At 63.7% G+C, this 21,037-nt stretch carries 21 protein-coding genes; 2 read left to right on the top strand and 19 right to left on the bottom strand.

All coding sequences use genetic code 11. The annotated features are described in order from the left end of the window. Window positions 1–4: 4 nt before the first annotated feature. From pabC to BUQ73_RS05960, 8 genes are all read right to left on the bottom strand, one after another. Window positions 5–820: an aminodeoxychorismate lyase gene (gene pabC, locus BUQ73_RS05995; protein WP_079227054.1), complete on the bottom strand. Its 816-nt coding sequence runs from the start codon at window positions 818–820 to the stop codon at window positions 5–7. Next, entirely contained in the window at window positions 820–2,064 is a 1,245-nt protein-coding gene (gene fabF, locus BUQ73_RS05990) for a beta-ketoacyl-ACP synthase II (RefSeq protein WP_027919441.1), read from the bottom strand. The genes pabC and fabF overlap by 1 nt, the downstream gene beginning before the upstream one ends. Before the next feature lie 173 nt (window positions 2,065–2,237). Continuing rightward, on the bottom strand, window positions 2,238–2,474 hold the full coding sequence (gene acpP, locus BUQ73_RS05985) for an acyl carrier protein (RefSeq protein ID WP_008096410.1): 237 nt from the start codon (window positions 2,472–2,474) through the stop codon (window positions 2,238–2,240). A 203-nt stretch (window positions 2,475–2,677) separates the two neighbouring features. After that, window positions 2,678–3,418 carry a 3-oxoacyl-ACP reductase FabG gene (fabG, locus tag BUQ73_RS05980; RefSeq protein WP_027919443.1) on the bottom strand — a complete coding sequence of 247 codons (741 nt, stop codon included), beginning with the start codon at window positions 3,416–3,418 and terminating at the stop codon, window positions 2,678–2,680. Window positions 3,419–3,433: 15 nt separating this feature from the next. After that, window positions 3,434–4,372, bottom strand: coding sequence for an ACP S-malonyltransferase (fabD, locus tag BUQ73_RS05975; RefSeq protein ID WP_079227053.1), 939 nt, complete (start codon window positions 4,370–4,372; stop codon window positions 3,434–3,436). Window positions 4,373–4,499: 127 nt separating this feature from the next. After that, window positions 4,500–5,510: a phosphate acyltransferase PlsX gene (plsX, locus tag BUQ73_RS05970; protein ID WP_079227052.1), complete on the bottom strand. Its 1,011-nt coding sequence runs from the start codon at window positions 5,508–5,510 to the stop codon at window positions 4,500–4,502. A gap of 3 nt (window positions 5,511–5,513) precedes the next feature. Beyond that, window positions 5,514–5,696: a 50S ribosomal protein L32 gene (gene rpmF, locus BUQ73_RS05965; RefSeq protein WP_010223221.1), complete on the bottom strand. Its 183-nt coding sequence runs from the start codon at window positions 5,694–5,696 to the stop codon at window positions 5,514–5,516. A 13-nt stretch (window positions 5,697–5,709) separates the two neighbouring features. Then, window positions 5,710–6,237, bottom strand: coding sequence for a YceD family protein (locus BUQ73_RS05960; RefSeq protein WP_027919446.1), 528 nt, complete (start codon window positions 6,235–6,237; stop codon window positions 5,710–5,712). Window positions 6,238–6,333: 96 nt separating this feature from the next. Here BUQ73_RS05960 and BUQ73_RS05955 point away from each other — a divergent pair, with 96 nt between their 5' ends. Next, entirely contained in the window at window positions 6,334–6,912 is a 579-nt protein-coding gene (locus tag BUQ73_RS05955; RefSeq protein WP_079227051.1) for a Maf family protein, read from the top strand. Between the two features lie 269 nt (window positions 6,913–7,181). On the opposite strand, the gene BUQ73_RS05950 is transcribed toward BUQ73_RS05955, so the two are convergent. From BUQ73_RS05950 to rluC, 3 genes are read right to left on the bottom strand one after another with little or no spacing between them, the layout of a single operon-like run. Next, entirely contained in the window at window positions 7,182–8,216 is a 1,035-nt protein-coding gene (locus BUQ73_RS05950; RefSeq protein ID WP_079227050.1) for a S49 family peptidase, read from the bottom strand. A gap of 2 nt (window positions 8,217–8,218) precedes the next feature. Next, window positions 8,219–8,899 carry an HAD family hydrolase gene (locus tag BUQ73_RS05945; RefSeq protein WP_079227049.1) on the bottom strand — a complete coding sequence of 227 codons (681 nt, stop codon included), beginning with the start codon at window positions 8,897–8,899 and terminating at the stop codon, window positions 8,219–8,221. After that, on the bottom strand, window positions 8,889–9,845 hold the full coding sequence (gene rluC / locus BUQ73_RS05940; protein ID WP_027919450.1) for a 23S rRNA pseudouridine(955/2504/2580) synthase RluC: 957 nt from the start codon (window positions 9,843–9,845) through the stop codon (window positions 8,889–8,891). The genes BUQ73_RS05945 and rluC overlap by 11 nt, the downstream gene beginning before the upstream one ends. 801 nt (window positions 9,846–10,646) lie before the next feature. Between rluC and rne the strand changes: the two genes are divergently transcribed. Next, window positions 10,647–13,907, top strand: coding sequence for a ribonuclease E (rne, locus tag BUQ73_RS05930; protein WP_079227048.1), 3,261 nt, complete (start codon window positions 10,647–10,649; stop codon window positions 13,905–13,907). 119 nt (window positions 13,908–14,026) lie between these two features. Here rne and murB read toward each other — a convergent pair whose 3' ends face one another. The 8 genes from murB to BUQ73_RS05890 form a co-directional block, all read right to left on the bottom strand. Continuing rightward, a complete protein-coding gene (murB, locus tag BUQ73_RS05925; RefSeq protein ID WP_079227047.1) occupies window positions 14,027–15,046 on the bottom strand; it encodes a UDP-N-acetylmuramate dehydrogenase in 1,020 nt (339 codons plus the stop codon). Further along, window positions 15,043–15,507 carry a low molecular weight protein-tyrosine-phosphatase gene (locus BUQ73_RS05920; RefSeq protein WP_079227046.1) on the bottom strand — a complete coding sequence of 155 codons (465 nt, stop codon included), beginning with the start codon at window positions 15,505–15,507 and terminating at the stop codon, window positions 15,043–15,045. Before BUQ73_RS05920 ends, murB begins: the two co-directional genes overlap by 4 nt. Then, window positions 15,507–16,271, bottom strand: coding sequence for a 3-deoxy-manno-octulosonate cytidylyltransferase (kdsB, locus tag BUQ73_RS05915; protein ID WP_079227045.1), 765 nt, complete (start codon window positions 16,269–16,271; stop codon window positions 15,507–15,509). The genes BUQ73_RS05920 and kdsB overlap by 1 nt, the downstream gene beginning before the upstream one ends. After that, window positions 16,268–16,453, bottom strand: a complete 186-nt coding sequence (locus BUQ73_RS05910) for a Trm112 family protein (protein WP_003247142.1) — start codon at window positions 16,451–16,453, stop codon at window positions 16,268–16,270. Before BUQ73_RS05910 ends, kdsB begins: the two co-directional genes overlap by 4 nt. 53 nt (window positions 16,454–16,506) lie before the next feature. Beyond that, window positions 16,507–17,508, bottom strand: coding sequence for a tetraacyldisaccharide 4'-kinase (gene lpxK / locus BUQ73_RS05905; RefSeq protein ID WP_079227044.1), 1,002 nt, complete (start codon window positions 17,506–17,508; stop codon window positions 16,507–16,509). Next, on the bottom strand, window positions 17,508–17,942 hold the full coding sequence (locus BUQ73_RS05900) for an ExbD/TolR family protein (RefSeq protein WP_027919456.1): 435 nt from the start codon (window positions 17,940–17,942) through the stop codon (window positions 17,508–17,510). The genes lpxK and BUQ73_RS05900 overlap by 1 nt, the downstream gene beginning before the upstream one ends. Next, window positions 17,939–18,574 carry a MotA/TolQ/ExbB proton channel family protein gene (locus BUQ73_RS05895; RefSeq protein ID WP_079227043.1) on the bottom strand — a complete coding sequence of 212 codons (636 nt, stop codon included), beginning with the start codon at window positions 18,572–18,574 and terminating at the stop codon, window positions 17,939–17,941. The genes BUQ73_RS05900 and BUQ73_RS05895 overlap by 4 nt, the downstream gene beginning before the upstream one ends. A 166-nt stretch (window positions 18,575–18,740) precedes the next feature. Beyond that, complete coding sequence (locus BUQ73_RS05890) at window positions 18,741–20,957, bottom strand: DNA internalization-related competence protein ComEC/Rec2 (protein ID WP_079227042.1); 2,217 nt, start codon at window positions 20,955–20,957, stop codon at window positions 18,741–18,743. Window positions 20,958–21,037 lie beyond the last annotated feature (80 nt).

Raw genomic sequence — 21,037 nt, 5'->3', positions numbered from 1 at the left:
GAATTCAGGTATCCAGTAACGTACGGGCAACGGCCTGCAGTTTACGGGTGAGCGGGCCCGGCGACCAGTTCAGCGCGGCAATTCCACGCACAGGCCAGACACCATAGACACTGTTGCAGACGAACACTTCATCCGCCTGCTGCAGTTCGTCGAATGCGATATCACGCACCTGCACCGCCATGCCCAGCCGTTGCGCCTGCTCCAGCAGGGCACCACGCATAACGCCAGCAACGCCGCAACGGCTGAGGTCAGCCGTAAGCAGCACGCCATCGCGAACCAGGAACAGGTTGCTGTATACGCCTTCGACCACCCTGCCCTGCCCGTCACGCATCAGGCCTTCGGCATGTTCGCTGTCCTGCCATTCGGCACGGGCCAGCACCTGCTCCAGGCGGTTGAGGTGTTTGAGACCGGCCAGCAACGGTTGTTCCCCAAGCCGGGTCTGACAAGGGAACAGCCGCACGCCATGCTCGGCATTTTCGACAGGATAGCTGGGCAGCGGGCTGCCCTGGAGGATCCGGCGCGGCGCAACACCGGCAACCGGCGCGTAGCCACGCTGGCTGTCGCCACGGGTGAGGACCAGTTTGGCGACACCGTCACCGAGCTGGCTGGCGAAGCGCAGGATTTCATCACGCACCAGCGCCAGGTCGGCGTCGATGGCCAGGCGCTGACACCCCAGCGCCAGACGGGCCAGATGGCCGTCCAGCAGGCTGGGCCGTGCACCGCGCACAGCGATGGTCTCGAACAGGCCATCGCCGTAGGCCAGGCCGCGGTTCTGCAAATTGATCGCAGTCGCGGGCTGGCCGTCGATCCAGCTGTGCATCAACCGGCGAACCGGCGGAACACCAGCGAACCGTTGGTGCCACCAAAGCCGAACGAGTTGGACAGCACCACATCGATCGGCATGCTGCGCGCCTGGTGAGGCACGAAGTCGAGGTCGCAGCCCTCGTCCGGCTCGTCGAGGTTGATGGTTGGCGGTGCCATCTGGCTGTTGATCGCCAGCACACTGAAGATCGCCTCTACCGCACCGGCAGCGCCAAGCAGGTGACCCGTCATCGACTTGGTCGAGCTGACGGCCAGCTTGTAGGCATGTTCACCGAACACGCGCTTGATCGCCGCGACTTCGGCGATGTCACCGGCCGGCGTCGAGGTGCCATGGGCGTTGATGTAGCTGACTGCTTCAGGCTGGATGCCAGCATCGCGCAGGGCATTGGCCATGCAACGGGCAGCGCCTTCGCCGCTGTCGGGTGGCGAAGTCATGTGGTAGGCGTCACCGCTCATGCCGAAACCGACCAGCTCGGCATAGATGGTCGCACCACGGGCCTTGGCGTGTTCGAGCTCTTCGAGCACCAGGGCGCCGGCGCCGTCGGACAACACGAAGCCATCACGGCCCTTGTCCCACGGACGGCTGGCACGGGTTGGCTCATCGTTGCGGGTCGACAGCGCACGGGACGCACCAAAGCCACCCATGCCCAGGCCACAGGCGGCCATTTCGGCGCCACCGGCAATCATCACGTCGGCTTCACCGTAGGCGATGTTGCGCGCGGCCATGCCGATGCAGTGGGTGCCAGTGGTGCAAGCGGTGGCAATGGCGTAGTTCGGCCCCTGCAGACCCAGGTGGATCGACAGGAAACCGGAGATCATGTTGATGATCGAACCGGGCACGAAGAACGGCGAAATACGGCGCGGGCCCTGCTCGTGCAAGGTACGGCTGGTTTCTTCGATATTGGTCAGGCCACCGATACCCGAGCCCATGGCCACGCCAATGCGCTCACGGTTGGCATCGGTGACTTCCAGGCCAGCGTTACGCACCGCCTGGAAACCGGCCGCCAGGCCGTACTGGATGAACAGGTCAAGCTTGCGGGCCTCTTTGGCCGACAGGTACTGCTCAACCTCGAAGCCTTTCACCGAGCCGCCAAAACGGGTGGAGTAGGCAGACAGGTCCGTATGCTCGATCGGACCAATGCCACTGCGGCCAGCCAGAATGCCCTGCCAGGTGCTCGGTACATCGGTACCCAGTGGCGACAGCATACCCATACCGGTGACCACGACGCGTCTACGCGACACAGTACTCTCCTTTTCTAATCACAGAGTTTCTTGCCATTGCATTCAAGCAATGGAATGAAATGGCAACAAGCTCTCGGTGCGAGCGAAGCGACGCTGAAGGCTCGCAAAGAAAAAACCGCACGCCGGCAAAGGCAGTGCGGTTCTTCTCGACAAGAAGCGTCGACTACAACGTCTTAGGCCTTGTGGCTGTTGACGTAGTCGATTGCAGCTTGAACGGTAGTGATCTTCTCGGCTTCTTCGTCAGGGATTTCGGTCTCGAATTCCTCTTCCAGAGCCATCACCAGCTCAACGGTGTCAAGCGAATCGGCACCCAGGTCATCGACGAAGGACTTCTCGTTGGTCACTTCCTCTTCCTTGACGCCCAGTTGCTCGGCGACGATTTTCTTGACGCGTTCTTCGATGGTGCTCATACCTAGTTTTCACTCCTAATGGACATATGTCAGGCAGCTGGCCGGTGACCAAGTTTATAGAAAGACGTTCGCTTTTCAAGCGGAACGAACCTTCCCTTTAGCCACCTCACCCGCTGCCTGGAATCTGGTTGCAGCTTTATAACGGATTTTAGGCTCGCAGTATGACTCTTTTTTGAAGCAATCCGTCACATTGCGTTGCAGTTTTACATGTACATCCCGCCGTTGACCGGCACGGTAGCGCCGGTAACGTAGCCAGCGCCGTCCGACGCCAGGAACGAAACCACCTTGGCGATTTCGTCAGCCTGGCCCAGGCGGCCCAGCGGAATCTGGGTCTGCAGGGCTTCGCGCTGCGCTTCAGGCAGCTCGCGGGTCATGTCGGTGTCGATGAAGCCCGGGGTCACCGAGTTGACGGTGATGCCACGCGAACCCACTTCACGCGCCAGGGCGCGGCTGAAGCCTTCGAGGCCGGCCTTGGCCGCCGCGTAGTTGGCCTGACCGGCGTTACCCATGGCACCGACGACCGAACCGATGCTGATGATACGACCCCAGCGCGCCTTGGTCATGCCACGCAGCACGCCCTTGGACAGACGGTAGAGGCTGTTCAGGTTGGTGTCGATCACGTCGAACCACTCGTCGTCCTTCATGCGCAGCATGAGGTTGTCGCGGGTGATGCCAGCGTTGTTGACCAGAATGGTCGGCGCGCCGAACTGCTCGCCAATGGCGCCCAGCACTGCTTCCACGGACTCGGCGCTGGTAACGTTCAGTTCCATGCCGGTGCCGGTGATGCCGTGTTCTTTCAGGGTGGCGGCGATGCGCTCGGCACCGGAAGCCGAGGTGGCGGTACCGATCACGGTCGCGCCCTGGCGGCCCAGCTCGAGGGCGATGGCCTGGCCAATACCACGGCTGGCGCCGGTGACCAGTGCAACTTTACCTTGCAGGCTCATGCAAGCTTCTCCAAATCAGGCCAGCGCCGCACGGGTGGCGGCGACAGCGTCAGGGGTATTGAGGTTGTAGGTGGTCACGCCGTCGGCGCAACGCTTGTTCAGGCCGACCAGCACCTTGCCCGGGCCGCATTCGACCAGGTTGACGGCACCGTTGGCCGCCAGCGTCTGCACGCACTCGACCCAGCGTACCGGCTGGTAAAGCTGCGCCAGCAGGTCCTGCTTCAGCGCATCGAGGTCGGCGGCGACGGCGGCAGTGACGTTCTGCACCACCGGGATTTGCGGAGCCTTCCATTCGATGGCGTTGACGAACTCGGCAAAACGCTCGGCAGCCGGCTTCATCAGGGCGCAATGCGACGGCACACTGACCGCCAGAGGCAAGGCGCGCTTGGCACCTTTGGCCTTGCACAGTTCCATGGCACGATCGACCGCAACCTTGTTACCGGCGATGACCACCTGGCCCGGCGAGTTGAAGTTGACGGCACTCACCACTTCGTCTTCGGCCGCTTCGGCGCAGATTTCCACCACGACGGCGTCGTCCAGGCCAAGGATTGCAGCCATGGCACCGTGACCGGCTGGCACGGCTTCCTGCATCAGCTGGCCACGGCGCTCGACCAGGCGCACGGCATCTTTAAGCGACAGGGCGCCGGCAGCGACCAGGGCGCTGTATTCACCCAGGCTGTGCCCGGAAACGAAAGCCGGCTGCGCGCCGCCCTCTTCCAGCCACAGGCGCCACAGAGCAATGGAGGCGGTGAGGATCGCCGGCTGGGTCTTGTCGGTTTGGTTGAGTTGTTCTTCCGGGCCTTCCTGGACCAGCTTCCACAGGTCGTAACCCAGAGCGTCGGAGGCCTCCTTGAAGGTCTCGACGATCACCGGTTTTTCGGCGCCCAGCTCTTTGAGCATGCCCAGCGACTGGGAACCTTGACCGGGGAAGACGAATGCGAGGGATGCAGACATTGAACAAGCCCTTATGATCTTGTCGTCGAATGGGGTGCGCCGAGCCCTGAGCTAGACGCAGAATTTGAAAACTTGGATGGATACGCAGACCAAGCGGTCACATTTAAGCACTTCATCGGCGAAATGCCTAAGGCAACAAATCTTCAAGGCGGCCATGCAGCCGCTGCGGAAGGTTTTCCTGGATCTCGATCAGCGCCCGCTGGATCGCACTTTGAAAACCCTGCACACCCGCTGAGCCATGGCTCTTGATGACGATGCCCTGCAGCCCGAGGAAGCTCGCGCCATTATGCCGCGCTGGCGCCAGGTCGGCCTGCAGGCGCTTGAGCAGCGGCATCGCCACCGCCCCGGCCACCCGCGACAACGCCCCACCCTTGAACAGCTTTTCGATACGCTCGCCGATCATGGTCGCCAGGCCTTCGCTGGACTTGAGCAGGATATTGCCGACAAAGCCGTCACACACCACCACATCCGCCTCGCCGCGGTACAGGCCGTCACCTTCGACGAAGCCGACATAATTGAGGCCGCGGGCATTCTGCAGCAACGTGGCAGCCAGCTTGACCTGCTGATTGCCCTTGATGTCCTCGGTACCGATGTTCAACAGCGCCACGCGCGGCCGGTGAATGCCCAAGGCCTGGGCAGCCACGGAGCCCATGACGGCGAACTGGTAGAGGTTCTCGGCACTGCAGTCGACGTTGGCACCCAGGTCGAGCAGCTGGCAGTAGCCTGCCTGCGTCGGGATAGCCGCGACCATGGCAGGCCGATCGATACCCGGCAGGGTCTTGAGCACAAAACGCGACAACGCCATCAGCGCCCCGGTATTGCCAGCACTGACGCAGGCCTGAGCCTTGCCGTCCCGCACCAGTTCAAGGGCGATGCGCATCGACGAATCCGGCTTGCCACGCAACGCCTGGGATGGCCGCTCGTCCATACCGATCACCTCACTGGCGGCGACAATCTGCAGGCGCGCGCGATCCGCAGCTGCAAGGCCGCTGACAAGATCTTCAAGGAGGGAGGGTTGACCGACGAGGGTCAGGTGCAGCGAGGGGGTAGCCGAAAGGCAGGCAATGCTAGCCTGGACAATGCTGCGGGGACCGAAGTCCCCGCCCATTGCGTCGATCGCGATGATCTGAGCGGACAAGGATTACTCGTCAGCGCCCTTGTCGATCACTTTACGACCACGGTACACGCCTTCTGGCGAAACGTGGTGACGCAGGTGTACTTCACCAGTGGTCTTTTCTACCGACAGCGCGTTTTCCGACAGAGCGTCGTGCGAACGGCGCATGTCACGGGCAGAGCGGGATTTTTTGTTCTGCTGAACAGCCATAATTGATTAACTCCTAAACGTTTGGGTCACGCTTTAACTGCGCCAAAACACTGAACGGGTTGGACCGCGATACCTCGTCCTTGCTCGATTCGGGCTCGTCTGCGCCCGCCGGCTGCTGGCATTCTTCCGGATGATGAGCAGGCACGATAGGCAAGGCGAGCAGCAGCTCCTCCTCGACCAAGGCCTGCAGATCCAAAGGATCTTCGCCCAGTTCCAGCACGTCATAGCCTTTCGGCAACGACTGGGTATTCGCACCCTCCTTCACCACGGCGTAAGTACATTCGCTGTGGATCGGCAGGGTGACCAGCTCAAGACAACGCTGGCAAACCATTTTGACCTCGACGTCCAGCTCGCTGTGGATAACCACCACGTGCTGTTCATCTCGTTCAAAATCGAACTTCGCCTGCACCGTACCGACATCGTCGGAAAGCGGGTCGCAGAGTCTTTCCAAATCAGCGAGTTGCAGCGTACCAGTGATGGATACGCCTCGGTCGGCTAATTTGCGCGGGTCAACGTGAGGTGGAATCGGGTCATTCAACATAGGCGCAGCATTCTAGGGATGCCCCCCGCCCCTGTCAAAGGAAATTCGGTGGCATCTCGCATGTTAGAATCAGGTTCAACTGACCAGGAGTCTATCATGCTGCCTCTGTTGCTGGCTTCCAGCTCTGCCTACCGGCGCGAACTGCTCGCGCGCCTGCGCCTGCCCTTCACCTGGGCAAGCCCCGACCTAGACGAGCAGCGCCTGGCTGACGAGCCCGCCGTCGAGCTGGTCCGGCGCCTGGCCAGGCAAAAGGCCGAAGCTCTGGCCGGCAGCCATCCACAGCACCTGATCATCGGCTCAGACCAGGTAGCGGTACTCGGCGAGCAGATCCTCGGCAAGCCACACACCTTCGAGCGCGCCTGCGAGCAACTGCTCGAAGCCAGCGGCCAGCAGGTGACCTTCCTGACCGGGCTGGCGCTGCTCAATACCGCGACCGGGCAATGCCAGGTCGACTGCGTGCCATTCACGGTAACAATGCGCGAGCTGGATCGGGAGCGCGTGGAGCGCTATGTGGAGGCAGAGCAGCCACTGGATTGCGCAGGGAGCTTCAAGGCCGAGGGGCTGGGCGTGAGCTTGTTTCAGAGCACCCACGGGTGTGATGCGACCAGCCTGATAGGGCTGCCGCTGATTCGACTGGTGGATATGCTGACCAAGGAAGGCGTGACGGTTCCTTGAGCCTGGCTTGAGGGTTGTGGCGCCTGAGAGATCGAGCGCCGCCCGCGCGGCGCATCGCGGATAAATCCGCTCCTACATCTGTTGCAACGTGCCGAACCTGTTACGCCATGGTCGCCCGCCTTGGCGCATGTCTTGAGCCTTGCAAACCGACTGACAACCATGGCCTGTCAGGCATGGCCACGCTGCAGCAAATGCAGGCGCGGATTTATCCGCGATGCGCCGCGCGGGCGGCACTCGATCTCTCAGGCGCCGCAAAACGCACGACAGGCTCAGCGCAGCTGAGGGCCCTGGAAGCCCATCCACATGGCCAGGTGTTCGGCCACGCTGGCACCAATGCGCTTGGAGAAGCGATCGAAGGGCGATTCCTGCACGGTGTAGTCGACCAGGTCCTTCTCACCAACGATTTCACGCGCCACATAGCTGGCACTGCCCAACCCATCCACCAGCCCCAGCGCCTTGGCCTGCTCACCCGACCAGACCAGGCCACTGAACAATTCCGGATGCTCCTTATCCTTCAAGCGGTCTCCCCGCCCCTGCTTGACCATGGCAATGAACTGCTGGTGGGTAGTATCCAGCACACCCTGCCAGAACGCGCGCTCATCAGGCTTTTCTGGCGAGAACGGGTCAAGGAAGGCCTTGTGCTCACCCGCGGTGTAGGTACGGCGCTCGACACCTAGCTTCTCCATTGAACCCACGAAGCCGTAGCCGGCCGCCGTCACGCCAATGGAGCCAACCAGACTGGCCTTGTCGGCATAGATCTCATCCGCGGCACTGGCGATGTAGTAGGCACCGGAAGCCCCCAGATCGGCGATTACCGCATACAGCTTGATATCTGGGTGCTCACCACGCAGACGACGAATTTCATCGTACACATAGCCCGCCTGCACCGGGCTGCCGCCCGGGCTGTTGATGCGCATGACCACTGCTTTGGTCTTGGGGTCCTTGAACGCATCGCGCAAGCTCTTGACCAGGTTGTCGGCACTGGCGGCCTCCTGGTCGGCAATTACCCCGCGCACCTCTACCAAGGCGGTGTGATTGCCACTGCGCGAAGCGGCCTTGTCCATGTCCATCAACGGCGTGAACAGCACCAGAATGCCGAACAGATAGACGAAGGTCAGCAGCTTGAAGAAGATTCCCCAGCGCCGGGCCCGACGCTGCTCCTGAACACCGGCCAGCAGGGTCTTCTCCAGCAGCTTCCAGCTCTTCTGCTCGACACGAACCTCTTCGTTCTGCGCTTCACGCGCCTCGCGGGCGAGGCGCTCCTCGTCGGTTTCGTTAACCGGCGCTTTCCACTCGTCAGCCATGCTCACCTACCTTGGAATTGAACTTGCCTGGAACCGGCCAGCCACTCGCGCAACTGGGAAAAATGCTCGATGCACACCTGCGGACCGAACTCGGCCAGCGCCTGCAGCGACATGGCACCATAGCCCACCGCCACCGAATGCATGCCGGCATTGCTGGCCATTTGCAGGTCGAATGCCGAATCTCCGACCATCAGCGCCCGCCCGGGTTCGACGCCGCAATGCCCGAGGATTTCTTCGAGCATCAGTGGGTGCGGCTTGCCACGGGTTTCGTCAGCGGCACGGGTGATGTCGAAGAACTGCTCCCAGCCATTGGCCTTGAGCACGCGATCCAGCCCGCGGCGCGCCTTGCCAGTCGCCACCGCCAGGCGATAGCCCTCGGCACGGAACGCATCCAGCGACTCGACCACACCCTCGAACAGCGGCGAAGGCTGCTGATCCAGGGCCATATAGATGTCGGCGTAGTGCTGGCGGAAAGTTTCGACCTGCAACGGATCAAGGTGCGGATACAACGTCGAAATGGCCTCCCCCAGCGCCAAGCCGATGATGCCCTTGACCGCGCCCTCGGGGCTAGGCGCTTCGCCGGCACGTTCGGCAGCGGCATTCATCGCCTCGACGATGCGGCCGATGCTATCGGCCAGGGTGCCATCCCAATCGAAAATCAGTAGCTCATAGTCACGGCGCACTGAGTCGCTCCACGGTTTTTGCCCACACCTCGTCCACTGGCGCCTCAAGCTTGAGCTCACCGCCATCGGGCAGCGGCACGGTCAGGGCATAGGCGTGCAGGAACAGACGCTTGCCACCCAGCTCGCGAATCTCGCGGCTGAAGTCCTCGTCGCCATACTTGCTGTCACCGGCGATCATGTGGCCGGCATGCAAGGTGTGCACGCGAATCTGGTGAGTGCGGCCGGTGATCGGGCGCGCCTCGACAATGGTGGCGAATTCGCCGAAACGGCGCAGTACGCGGAACAGGGTCAGCGCCTCCTTGCCTTCATCGTTGACCTCGACCATGCGCTCACCGGAGCGCAGGTTGCTCTTGAGCAGCGGCGCATTAACCTGTTTCTTCGAAGTCGGCCAGTGGCCACGCACCAGCGCCATGTAACGTTTGTCCACGCCATCACCACGCAGGGCGGCATGCAGGTGGCGCAGCATGCTGCGCTTCTTGGCGATCATCAGCAGGCCCGAGGTATCGCGGTCCAGGCGATGCACCAGCTCCAGCTCCTTCGCGTCCGGGCGCAACTGGCGCAGCGCTTCGATCACGCCAAAGCTCAGGCCGCTGCCACCATGCACAGCGATGCCGGCCGGCTTGTTCATCACGATCAGCGCCTTGTCTTCATAGACAATGGCTGCCTCCAGGCGCTGCAGCAGCCCCTGGGCCACGGGTGCCGGTTCGTCACGCTCGGGCAACCGGACAGGCGGAACGCGCACGATATCGCCGGCCTGGATCTTGTATTCAGGCTTGACCCGCCCTTTGTTGACCCGCACCTCACCCTTGCGAAGGATGCGGTAGACCAGGGTCTTGGGCACGCCCTTGAGCGCCGTGATGAGGAAATTGTCGATTCGTTGGCCGGCAAGTTCCGGCGCGACTTCGATCAGCTGAACGCCGGAAGTCGGAGGGGTATTGGTCGTCATGGCGGGGATCATAACAATTATTTATGGAATTGAAGCACTTAATCATTACTGCTATAGTCGCGAACGCCGCCAAAAGCGGCAGGCCAGTGAAACCAGGCCCTGGGCCGGTTCCTGACCTACGCAGTTCTCCAGGACGCGAGGCCGTCCTACGGGGTTTTCGCCAGTTTACCGAATTGCCTGGAATCGCCACCAGCGCTGTGTAGAGAAGACCGAAAAAAAACGACAAGTGTGGTTTTTCACCTGCTTCCCGATTCTTTTCGCTGCACCTCTGCCCGCCCCCGTCGCTTCCACGCAACGCAAGGCGAATGCTTCGGAAATACCTGCCTTGGATATGTAATGGCGTCAGCTTCCCGTTCGAAGCTGGCGAAAAATGCAACCCGTTGCGGATTCAGCGCGCGGCAGCACCCGAATTATCAGGGATACGTGCAGGGTGGAGATGCACAGCCCTCGGACCGTGTAGCACCGCGTCCGGCCACCGGCCCACTGAATGGCCGGCGAGCGGATAAGGTCCTGAACAGATGCCTCCGGGCGTCCACGGCCGACGGTTGATTCCTCCTCCTGACTGAGTGCACGAGGCCCGCTTGGTTGATTCGGATACCCATTCGAAGCCACCGGGGCCTGGTAGGCACCGCAGCAAACAGGACGCGTCGTCGCGACAACGGCAGGCTGGGCAACCGGCTGGTGCCGAACGTTGCTCGACACGGGGGTGGCCCGGCCACCCTTTGCGCACCTTGGCACCGACCATGAGAAGTCGTGTGTGCCGAACGCCGTTTCCGGCAGCCCGGAAACCGACGGTACAACATGAAAAGAATGCTGATTAACGCAACTCAACCCGAAGAGTTGCGTGTAGCCCTGGTGGACGGCCAACGTCTCTACGACCTGGACATCGAGTCCGGCGCACGTGAGCAGAAAAAGGCCAACATCTACAAAGGCAAGATCACCCGGATCGAGCCCAGCCTCGAAGCCGCCTTCGTCGACTTCGGCTCCGAACGTCACGGCTTCCTGCCGCTGAAGGAAATCTCCCGCGAATACTTCAAGAAAGCCCCTGAAGGCCGGGTCAACATCAAGGAAGTCCTGAGCGAAGGCCAGGAAGTCATCGTCCAGGTCGAGAAGGAAGAGCGCGGCAACAAAGGCGCCGCCCTGACCACCTTCATCAGCCTGGCTGGCCGCTACCTGGTGCTGATGCCGAACAACCCGCGTGCCGGTGGCATCTCCCGCCGCATCGAAGGCGAAGAGCGCAACGAGCTGCGTGAAGCCCTGAACGGCCTGACCGTGCCGGGCGACATGGGCCTGATCGTGCGCACTGCCGGCCTTGGCCGCAGCAGCGAAGAAATGCAGTGGGACCTCGACTACCTGCTGCAACTGTGGACCGCCATCAAGGAAGCGTCCCTGGACCGCGCCGCGCCGTTCCTGATCTACCAGGAAAGCAACGTCATCATCCGCGCCATCCGTGACTACCTGCGCCAGGACATCGGCGAAGTGCTGATCGACAGCATCGATGCCCAGGAAGAAGCACTGACCTTCATTCGCCAGGTGATGCCGCAGTACGCCAGCAAGGTCAAGCTGTACGAAGACAGCGTGCCGCTGTTCAACCGTTTCCAGATCGAAAGCCAGATCGAGACCGCCTTCCAGCGCGTCGTCGACCTGCCGTCCGGCGGCTCGATCGTGATCGACCCGACCGAAGCACTGGTCTCCATCGACATCAACTCGGCGCGCGCCACCAAAGGCAGCGACATCGAGGAAACCGCCCTGCAGACCAACCTGGAAGCGGCCGAGGAAATCGCCCGCCAGCTGCGTCTGCGTGACATCGGCGGCCTGATCGTCATCGACTTCATCGACATGACCCCGGCGAAAAACCAGCGCGCAGTAGAAGAGCGCGTGCGTGAATGCCTGGAAGCCGACCGTGCCCGCGTCCAGGTCGGCCGCATCTCGCGCTTCGGCCTGCTGGAAATGTCCCGTCAGCGCCTGCGCCCATCGCTCGGCGAAAGCAGCGGCATCGTCTGCCCACGCTGCTCCGGCACCGGCATCATCCGTGACGTCGAATCGCTGTCGCTGGCCATCCTGCGCCTGATCGAAGAAGAAGCCCTGAAAGACCGTACCGCCGAAGTACGTGCCCAGGTGCCGATCCCGGTTGCCGCCTTCCTGCTCAACGAGAAGCGCAACTCGATCACCAAGATCGAACTGCGCACTCGCGCACGCATCATCATCCTGCCGAACGACCACCTGGAAACCCCGCACTTCGAAGTCCAGCGCCTGCGCGACGACAACCCGGAAGTGCTGAACAACCAGTCCAGCTACGAAATCGCCGCCGCCGAAACTGAAGAGGCGCCACAGCCGACCGCCACCCGCACCCTGGTTCGCCAGGAAGCCGCGGTGAAGACTGCTCCGGCCCGCGTCAACGCTCCAGTACCGAGCGCCGCCGAAGAACAGCCTCAGCCTGCCGCACCGGTAGCCCCCGCACCAAGCGCACCTGAGCCAAGCCTGTTCAAAGGCCTGGTGAAGTCGCTGGTCAGCCTGTTCGCCGGCAAGGAAGAACCTGCCGCCGCACCGGTCGTCGCCGCCGCCGAGAAGCCGGCTGCCGAGCGCAGCGCACGCAACGAAGAGCGCCGCAACGGCCGCCAGCAGAGCCGCAACCGCAACGGCCGCCGCGATGAAGAACGCAAGCCACGCGAAGAGCGGGCCGAACGCGCCCCGCGTGAAGAACGCGCACCACGCGAGGAGCGTGCTCCACGTGAAGAACGCGCCCCTCGCGAAGAGCGTGCGCCACGTGAAGAGCGTGCACCACGCCAGCCACGCGAAGACCGCCGCGGCAACCGCGGTGAAGAGCGCGTACGCGAACTGCGCGAGCCGCTGGACGTTACACCGGCAGAACGCGAAGAGCGCCAGCCGCGCGAAGAGCGTGTAGCCCGTGAAGAGCGTGCACCTCGCGAAGAACGCGCCCCACGTGAAGAGCGTGCACCTCGTGAAGAACGCGCACCTCGTGAAGAACGTGCTCCTCGTGAAGAGCGCGCCCCGCGTGAAGAACGTGCGCCCCGCGAAGAGCGTGCCCCGCGTGAAGAACGTGCTCCTCGCGAAGAACGCCAGCCTCGCCCACCGCGCGAAGAGCGCCAGCCACGCCCAGCCGAACAGGCTGCTGAGCAGGCGGCCGAACTCGCCGAGGAGCAACTGCCGAACGAAGAGCTGCTGCAGGATGAGCAGGAAGGTAACGATGACGAGCGTCCGCGTCGTCGCTCCCGTGGCCAGCGTCGCCGCAGCAACCGTCGTGAGCGTCAGCGCAATGCCAATGGCGAGCTGATCGAAGGCGGCGACGAAGAAGGCAGCGAAGAGCAGCCGCAGCAGCATCAAGCCACCGAGCTTGGCGCCGAACTGGCTGCCGGCCTGGCTGTCACTGCCGCTGTCGCCAGCAGCCACATCAGTGCCAATGCCGAGGCTGAAGCCAACCAGCAGGCCGAACGCGCCAGCGCCGAAGCCGTAACCACCGAAAACAGCGAAGTCGCCCAGCCGGCCGAGCAGGTTGAAGTGGTTGCTCAAGCCGAGGAAGCTGTCATCGCTCCAGTGGTCGAACAGCCTGTCAGCGAGCCGGTCGCCGTAGTCGAAGCCAGTGCCGAGCCAGTGGTCGAGGTCGCACCACAGCCAGTGGTTGAAGTGGCCCCTGCCGCCGAGCCAGTGGTAGTAGCCGAAGCACCGGTTGAAGCACCTGCTGCCAAAGCCGAAGTGATCGAAGCGCCAGTGGTCGAGGGCGGTGAAGCCGAGCAGGCTCAGGTTGTGGCTGAAGAAGCACCGGTTGCCGAGCAGCCAGTTGCCGTCATCGAAGCCCAGCCGGAAGTGGCGGTAGAACCTGTTGCTGCCGAAGCTGCCCCAGCGGTAGTGGAGCCAGCGCCTGTAGAAGCCCCTGCAACCGTCGAAGCCGCTACTGTCATGCTGCCTAACGGCCGCGCGCCGAACGACCCACGCGAAGTGCGTCGCCGCAAGCGTGAAGCCGAGGCCGCTGCCAAGGCTGCCCAGGAAGCTGCCGAGCCCGCGCTGGAAACCGCCGATGAGCACAAGCCTCATCACGGTTGATAGCCAAGGCTGAATGAAAAAGCCCCGCCAGTGCGAACTGGCGGGGCTTTTTCTTGCCTATCTGTTTTACCTGTTCCGGCCTCTTCGCGGGCAAGTCGGGGCCGGGACAGGCAGAGCAATCAGTACAGGTTGGGCTCCATTTCCAGCTCCACCCCGAACCGCTGCAGGATATCTGCCTGAATCCGCTGCGCCAGCGCATGCACCTGCGCCCCGCTCGCCTGGCCATAATTGACCAGTACCAGCGACTGCAGCCGATGTACACCCGCATCGCCGTCACGGTAGCCTTTCCAGCCAGCCTGCTCGATCAACCAACCAGCTGCCAGCTTCACCTGGCCGCCTGCCTGGGGATAGGCCACCACGCCCGGGTACTGGCTTCGAATGCTGTCGACCAGCTCAGCCGACACCACCGGATTCTTGAAGAAGCTCCCGGCATTGCCCAAATCGGCCGGGTCCGGCAGTTTTTCGCGACGAATGCTGCAAATGGCGTCGCTGATCGACTGCGCGGTTGGCTGCTCGACGCCCTGCTCCGCCAGGCGCTGGCGCACAGGGCCATAGTCCAGATGCGCCTGCAGGTCGTGGCTCAGCGCAAAGCGCACACGCAGGATCAACCAACGCCCAGGGTTGCGCTTGAACACGCTGTCGCGGTAACCGAAGGCGCATTCCTCCAGGCTGAAATCGCGCAGCTCCCCGGTCTGCCGGTCCAACGCGGTCAGCCCGGCGAACACATCCTTGATCTCGACGCCATAGGCGCCGACGTTCTGCATCGGCGCAGCGCCCACGGTGCCAGGTATCAGGCTGAGGTTCTCCAGGCCACAATAGCCCTGCGCCAACGACCATTGCACGAACGGGTGCCAAGGTTCGCCGGCTTGCGCCTCGACCACCACCCGCTCGCCGTCATCACTCAGCACGCGCTGGCCACGGCTGGCCATGTGCAATACCAGCGCATCGATATCGCGGGTCAGCAGCAGGTTGCTGCCCCCCCCGATCACCTGCACCCGCAACTCACGCTGGCGCGCCAGGGCCAACGCCTCGCGCACTTCGTCATCACTGTGTGCCTGGGTGAAATACCGGGCTTTTACGTCGATGCCGAAGGTGTTGTACGGCTTTAGCGAAACGTGCTCCTGCCAAACCGCTGTCATAGCCGCCCCTTGATTTCCACGACCAGCTCGCGGCACGCAGCCTCGATCAGGTCGAGCACCTGCTCGAAGCCCTCGGCGCCGCCATAGTAAGGGTCCGGCACCTCGTCCAGGGCCGCGCCGTAACGGCGCAGGAACAGGTCGAGCTCGCCACTGGCATTGTGCGGGCGCATGGCACGCAGATGGGCGAGGTTGCTCTCATCCATGGCCAGGATCAGGTCGTACTCGGCGAAATGCGCCGGCTTGACCTGCTGGGCACGCTGGCGCGACAGGTCATAACCACGCATCAGCGCGGCCTTGCAGGTGCGGCTGTCTGGGGCCTTGCCAACATGCCAGTCGCCGGTACCGGCAGACGCCACATGCACCTGCTCAGCCAGGCCGGCTGCCTGCAACTGATGGCGCAGCACGCCTTCGGCGGTGGGCGAGCGGCAGATATTGCCGAGGCAGACGAACAGGACGCGCATCAGGCCTCCAGCAAGCGCCGTACGCGCTCCAGGTCTTCGGGGGTATCCACTCCCACGGCTGGCGCCTGGATGGCGTCTTCGACGTGGATACGCACGCCATGCCACAGTGCACGCAGCTGCTCCAGGGCCTCGGTCTGCTCGAGCCAGCATGGGCCCCAGCTGACGAAGTCCTGCAGGAAGCCGACGCGGTAGGCATACATGCCGATGTGGCGGCGATACGGCACGCCTTGCGGCAGCACGTCGCGGTCCTTGGCAAAGGCGTCGCGGGCCCAAGGCAGCGGCGCACGGCTGAAACTCAAGGCCAGGCCGTTCTTGTCGCTGACCACCTTGACCGCATTGGGGTTGAACACGGTTTCCGGCTCATGGATCGGCTCGGCCAGGGTGGCGATGCCGGCTTCCGGGTGGGCTGCCAGGTTGGCGGCCACCTGGTCGATGATCACCGGTGGGATCAAGGGCTCGTCGCCCTGCACATTGACCACAATGGCATCAGCCGGCAGCCCCAGGTGCGCAGCCACTTCGGCCAGGCGGTCGGTGCCCGATTCATGGTCGGCGCGGGTCATCAGCACTTCGGCGCCAAAGGCCTGGCAGGCTTCGAGGATGCTGACGTCATCGGTGGCGATGACCACCCGGCTGGCGCCACTCTTGCGCGCCTGCTCCCAGACGTGCTGGACCATAGGCTTGCCAGCAATTGCCAGCAGCGGCTTGCCCGGCAGGCGCGTGGAGCGCAGCCGGGCGGGAATGACCACGGTGAAGTTCACGCTCATTTGTCCAGACGCTCGTCGTCGGTCAAGGTACGCGCTTCGCTTTCCAGCATCACCGGGATACCGTCACGGATCGGGTAGGCCAGGCCTGCGCCCTTGCTGATCAGCTCGGTCTTGTCAGCACTGAGCTTGAGCGGGCCCTTGGTGATCGGGCAGGCGAGGATATCGAGCAGTTTGGTGTCCATGGAGGCTTCCTTGAGGCCAGGTGGCCGGAACATTGAATTGGCTGAATGAGCGTTCAGGGCTTGCGCAGCAACCGTTGCAGCTGGTTGTCGAACCAGGCGCCGAAGGCAGGCGTGGGCTGTGCCTCGACCGCCAGGTACCACCAGTCGTCGGCGGCGAAGGCCCGGCATTTAACCGCATCCTTCTCGGTCATGATCAGCGGCAGTGCCGGGCTGAACGCCAGGCTTTCGGCACTGAACTGTGCATGGTCGGCAAAGGGGTGCGGCACCGGCTGCCAGTTTAGCTCCAGCAGGGTATTGAAGAAACGTTGCGGGTTACCGATACCGGCCACCGCATGCAGGCGCTGGCCTGCCGGGAAAAAGCCCAGTTCGCGGCGTTCGCCGCTGCGCAGGTTGACCAGGGCAGACGGCTGCAGGCGGAAGCCAAAACCGTCTGCACGGTCGCCATCGGCACCGTTGTAAAGCACGGCATCCGCCTCTTGCAAGCGCTCGCGCGGCTCGCGCAGCGGGCCGGCCGGCAGGCAGCGGCCATTGCCCAGGCCGCGGGCGGCATCGATCAGCACCAGTTCAAGGTCACGGGCCAGGCGGTAGTGCTGCATGCCGTCGTCGCACAGGATCAGGTCCAGCGGTTCGCTGGCCAGCAGTGCCTGCACCGCGCCGGAACGGTCAGGGTCGATCATCAGCGGCACGCCAGTGCGCTGAACAATCAGCAAAGGCTCGTCACCGGCTTGTTCGGCCGGCTGGCTCGCCTCTACCCGCCACGGGTAGTGCGGCGGTTTGGCACCGTAGCCACGGCTGACCACACCGACCTTGAGGCCCTGGCGGCGGCAATGCTCGATCAGCCAGAGAATCATTGGCGTCTTGCCGGTGCCGCCCACGGTGATGTTACCCACCACGATGACCGGCACCGGCGCCCGGTAGCTGGCACTTTCGCCACTGAGGAAACGCGCGCGCTTGCGCCTCACCACACGCCGGTACAACGCTTCAAGCGGGCGCAGCAACGCCAGGGCCGGATGCCCGGCGTACCAGGCGGCGAGCAAGCGGTCGGCGAGCGCCATCAAGGTGTCCCCTGGGCGGCCTCGACGGTGGTCATGCGCAGGTGGCTGAAACCGAGCTTGCCGGCGGCATCCATTGCGGTGATCACGGCCTGGTGCGGAGTCTTGCCGTCGGCGCTGATGGCCAGAGGCAACTTGTTGTCACCGCCAGATTCGCGTTCGATGGCCTCGCTGAGGGTCGCCAGGTCGCTCTTGGGCAGCAGGTGGTTGTTCACCGAATACACGCCATCGGCGCTGATGGTCACTTCCACCAGTTTGCCCTGATCGGCCGGTGCCTGCTCGGCGCTGGCCGCTTCGGGCAGCTCGACACGCAACTGGGTCTCGCGGGTAAAGGTGGTGGTGACCACGAAGAACAGCAGCAGGACGAACACCACATCGATCAGCGATGCGAGGTTGATGTCGACGTTTTCCCGCTGCCGATTGCGCCGGAACTTCACGCCTTGCCTCCGGCCACTTCCACTTCGCGGTCGCCCTGGATGACTTCTACCAGCTTGATCGCCTCCTGCTCCATGCCCACCACCAGTTCATCGATGCGGCGCAGCAGGAAGCGGTGGAAGAATACCGCCGGGATACCAACCATCAGGCCGGCCGCAGTGGTGACCAGGGCCTTGGAGATACCGCCGGCCAGCACAGCGGCGTTGGCGGTCATCTGCGAGCCCATGAAGGCGCTGAAGATATCGATCATGCCCAGCACGGTGCCCAGCAGGCCGAGCAGCGGCGCCATGGCAGCGATGGTGCCGAGGGTGCTGATGTAGCGCTCGAGTTCGTGGATGACGCGCGAGGCGGCCTCCTCGATGCACTCTTTCATGATTTCGCGGCCATGGCGCGAGTTGGCCAGGCCAGCAGCGAGAATCTCGCCCAGCGGCGAATCCGCGCGCAGGGCCTTGAGCTTGTCACTGGTGAGTTGCTTGTCCTTGATCCACATCCACACCTGGCTCAGCAGGTGCGGCGGGGTGACGCGGCTGGCGCGCAAGGTCCACAGGCGCTCGACGACGATAGCCATGGCGGCGATGGAACTCAGAATGATCGGCAGCATCATCCAACCACCGGACTTGACCAATTCCCACACAGTAAACGCCCCTTTGGAAAAAGGCCGCCACTCTAACACAGGAGCGCAAAGGGCTCATCTGCCGGAGGTCAGGCAAATGGCAGGGCCGGCCTCTTCGCGAGCAAGCCCGCCCCTACCGAGACTTGCGATCGCCCGTGGGAGCTGGCTTGCCCGCGAAGAGGACCGGTCAGCCACCGCCAGCCTCCCGCCAGAATCGCCGCTGCCGACGCACACCCTCGACATCACCATGGCTCCCCAGCACCAGCCGCAAGCCCCCTTCTGCCGCCGTGTCGTGAATGGCCACGCCATGCCGACGATAGCGTTCGACCACCTGAGCATGCGGGTGCCCGAAGCTGTTGTTACGCCCCCGTGAAATCAGCACCCCACGCGCAGCCGTAGCGCGGATGAAGGCCTCGCTTGAAGAAGTGCGGCTGCCATGGTGCGGCGCCTGCAGCCAGTCGATACGGGGTGCTTCGGCCTGTGCCAGCCAAGCCCGTTCTGCGCCGGCCTCCATATCCCCCGCCAGCAGCAAACGCTCGCCCTGCGCCTCGACCAGCAACACGCAAGAGCGGTCATTGCTGCTTTGCCCGTCAGCCCAGCGCCATAACGAAAAGCGTACGCCATCCCAGGTCCATTGTTCGCCACTGGTGCAAGGTTGCAGCTGCACATCATCCAGCGCTTCGCCGCCGATCATTTGCCGGACTGGCAAACCACGCTCAATGGCCGCAGCACCGCCCGCATGGTCGGCATGGGCGTGGCTGATCAACATCAGGTCCAGGCTGCCTACCCCAAGCTTGCGCAGGGTCGGCAGCACCACCCGTTCGCCCAGGTCGAATTCGCCCTTGGCCGGCCCTGCGTCATACAGCAGGGCGTGATGCCGCGTGCGCAGCAGCACCGCCAGCCCTTGGCCGACGTCCAGCTGCCAGACCTCAACCTGGCCATGCGGCACGGGTTCCCTCGGCACCCACAAGGCCAGCAGCAGGACCCCGCCCAGGCCGCGCAGCGGCACTCCGCGTGGCAGCAACAGCAGCAGCGCTCCAATACACACAAGCAACCAGGCAAGCATTGGCAAGGCCGGCGGTGTCCATGCCGGGTGCCACGCTGCTATCAAGGCAAGCAGGCGCAACAACACGTCCAGCATGCCACCCGCCAGCCATAGCAAACCCTCGCCAATACCGGCCAGCGGCAACAACAGAGTGCCGAGCAACGCCAGCGGCAACACGCCCAGGCTGACCCAGGGCACTGCCAGCAAGTTTGCCAGGGGGGCGGTCAGGCTCACCGGCAAGCCCGTGGCCAGCAACACCGGCAGCAGGCCTACGGCGATTACCCACTGGGCCCGCGTCCACGCCTCCCAGGGCCGCCAGCCGCCAAGACGCGCGGCAAAGCTGCAGATCAGGATGGCCACTGCCGCGAACGACAACCAGAACCCGGGTAGCAACACCGCCAGGGGCTCTGCCAACAGCACCAGGTTCAGCGCCAGCAGCAGCGGGAACATCGCACCCAGTTGACGAAAGCGCAGGCGCCACAGCAGCACCACCGCCAGCATCAAGCAAGCGCGCTGCACCGGCACGCCGGCGCCGGCCAGCCATCCATAAGCCAGCGCCCCCGTCAGCGCCAGGCCGCATGCCCAGGGCAACCATGGCCAGTCACGTGGCCACAATCCCCAGCGTGCCAGCCCCGCTATCAAGGCATACAGCAGCCCTGCAACCAGGCCGATGTGCTGGCCGGAAATCACCATCAAGTGCACCGTGCCGGTAGCCTGCAGTACCTGCCACTGGTCGCGGGCCAACCCCGCACCATCCCCCAGCACCAACGCCACCAAAGCAGCTTCCTGACCAAGGGCATCGACATTCAGCAGCCGCTCGCGCAGCGCATCTCGCCACCCCGGTGGCGCCGCGTGCAACACCTGGCCCGCCTTTACAGTGCCAGTGGCGCCGATCCGGCGCGCCAGCAGTTGAGCTTCACGGTCCGGGCCATGAGGGTTGAGCAACCCCGCCGGGCGCTGCAGGGTGACCGCCAGGCGCCAGTGCTCGCCAGCGCGAATGGCCGGGCCGTTGAACCAGCTCAGTTGCAGCCGCCGGGGCAACTCGGCGCGACGCGAACGTGGCTGCTCCAGCTCAAAGCGCACGCCCTGCGCAGTCCGTGTGGGCAAGCCTACGACCCGGCCCTCAAGCCATAGCGTGCGGCCATCGAGCCCCGCAGCCAGGCGCTCATCCAGCGCCTGCTGGGCCGACCAGCAGGCCCAACACAGCCCCAGCAAAAAGCAGCCCAGCGGCCACAGCCGGGTGCACGCGAAGACACCACCACCCAGCACAAGCAGTAGCAGCCACCCGACCGACGGCAAAACGGGAAGAAAGCCCAGGCACAACAGCCCGAGCGCGAGCGCAAACATCCCTGTGCGCATGAGGTAGAGCTCCAGAAGCGGAATCGCCTACTGAGGCATAGCCGAAAAGCCGCCCATGTCTGCTCAACAATTGTCACAAA

Origin of the sequence: Pseudomonas putida (genome assembly GCF_002025705.1) — a bacterium.
In the GTDB taxonomy this organism is placed as follows: domain Bacteria; phylum Pseudomonadota; class Gammaproteobacteria; order Pseudomonadales; family Pseudomonadaceae; genus Aquipseudomonas; species Aquipseudomonas putida_J.
This window is presented reverse-complemented; position numbering and strand designations above follow the sequence as displayed.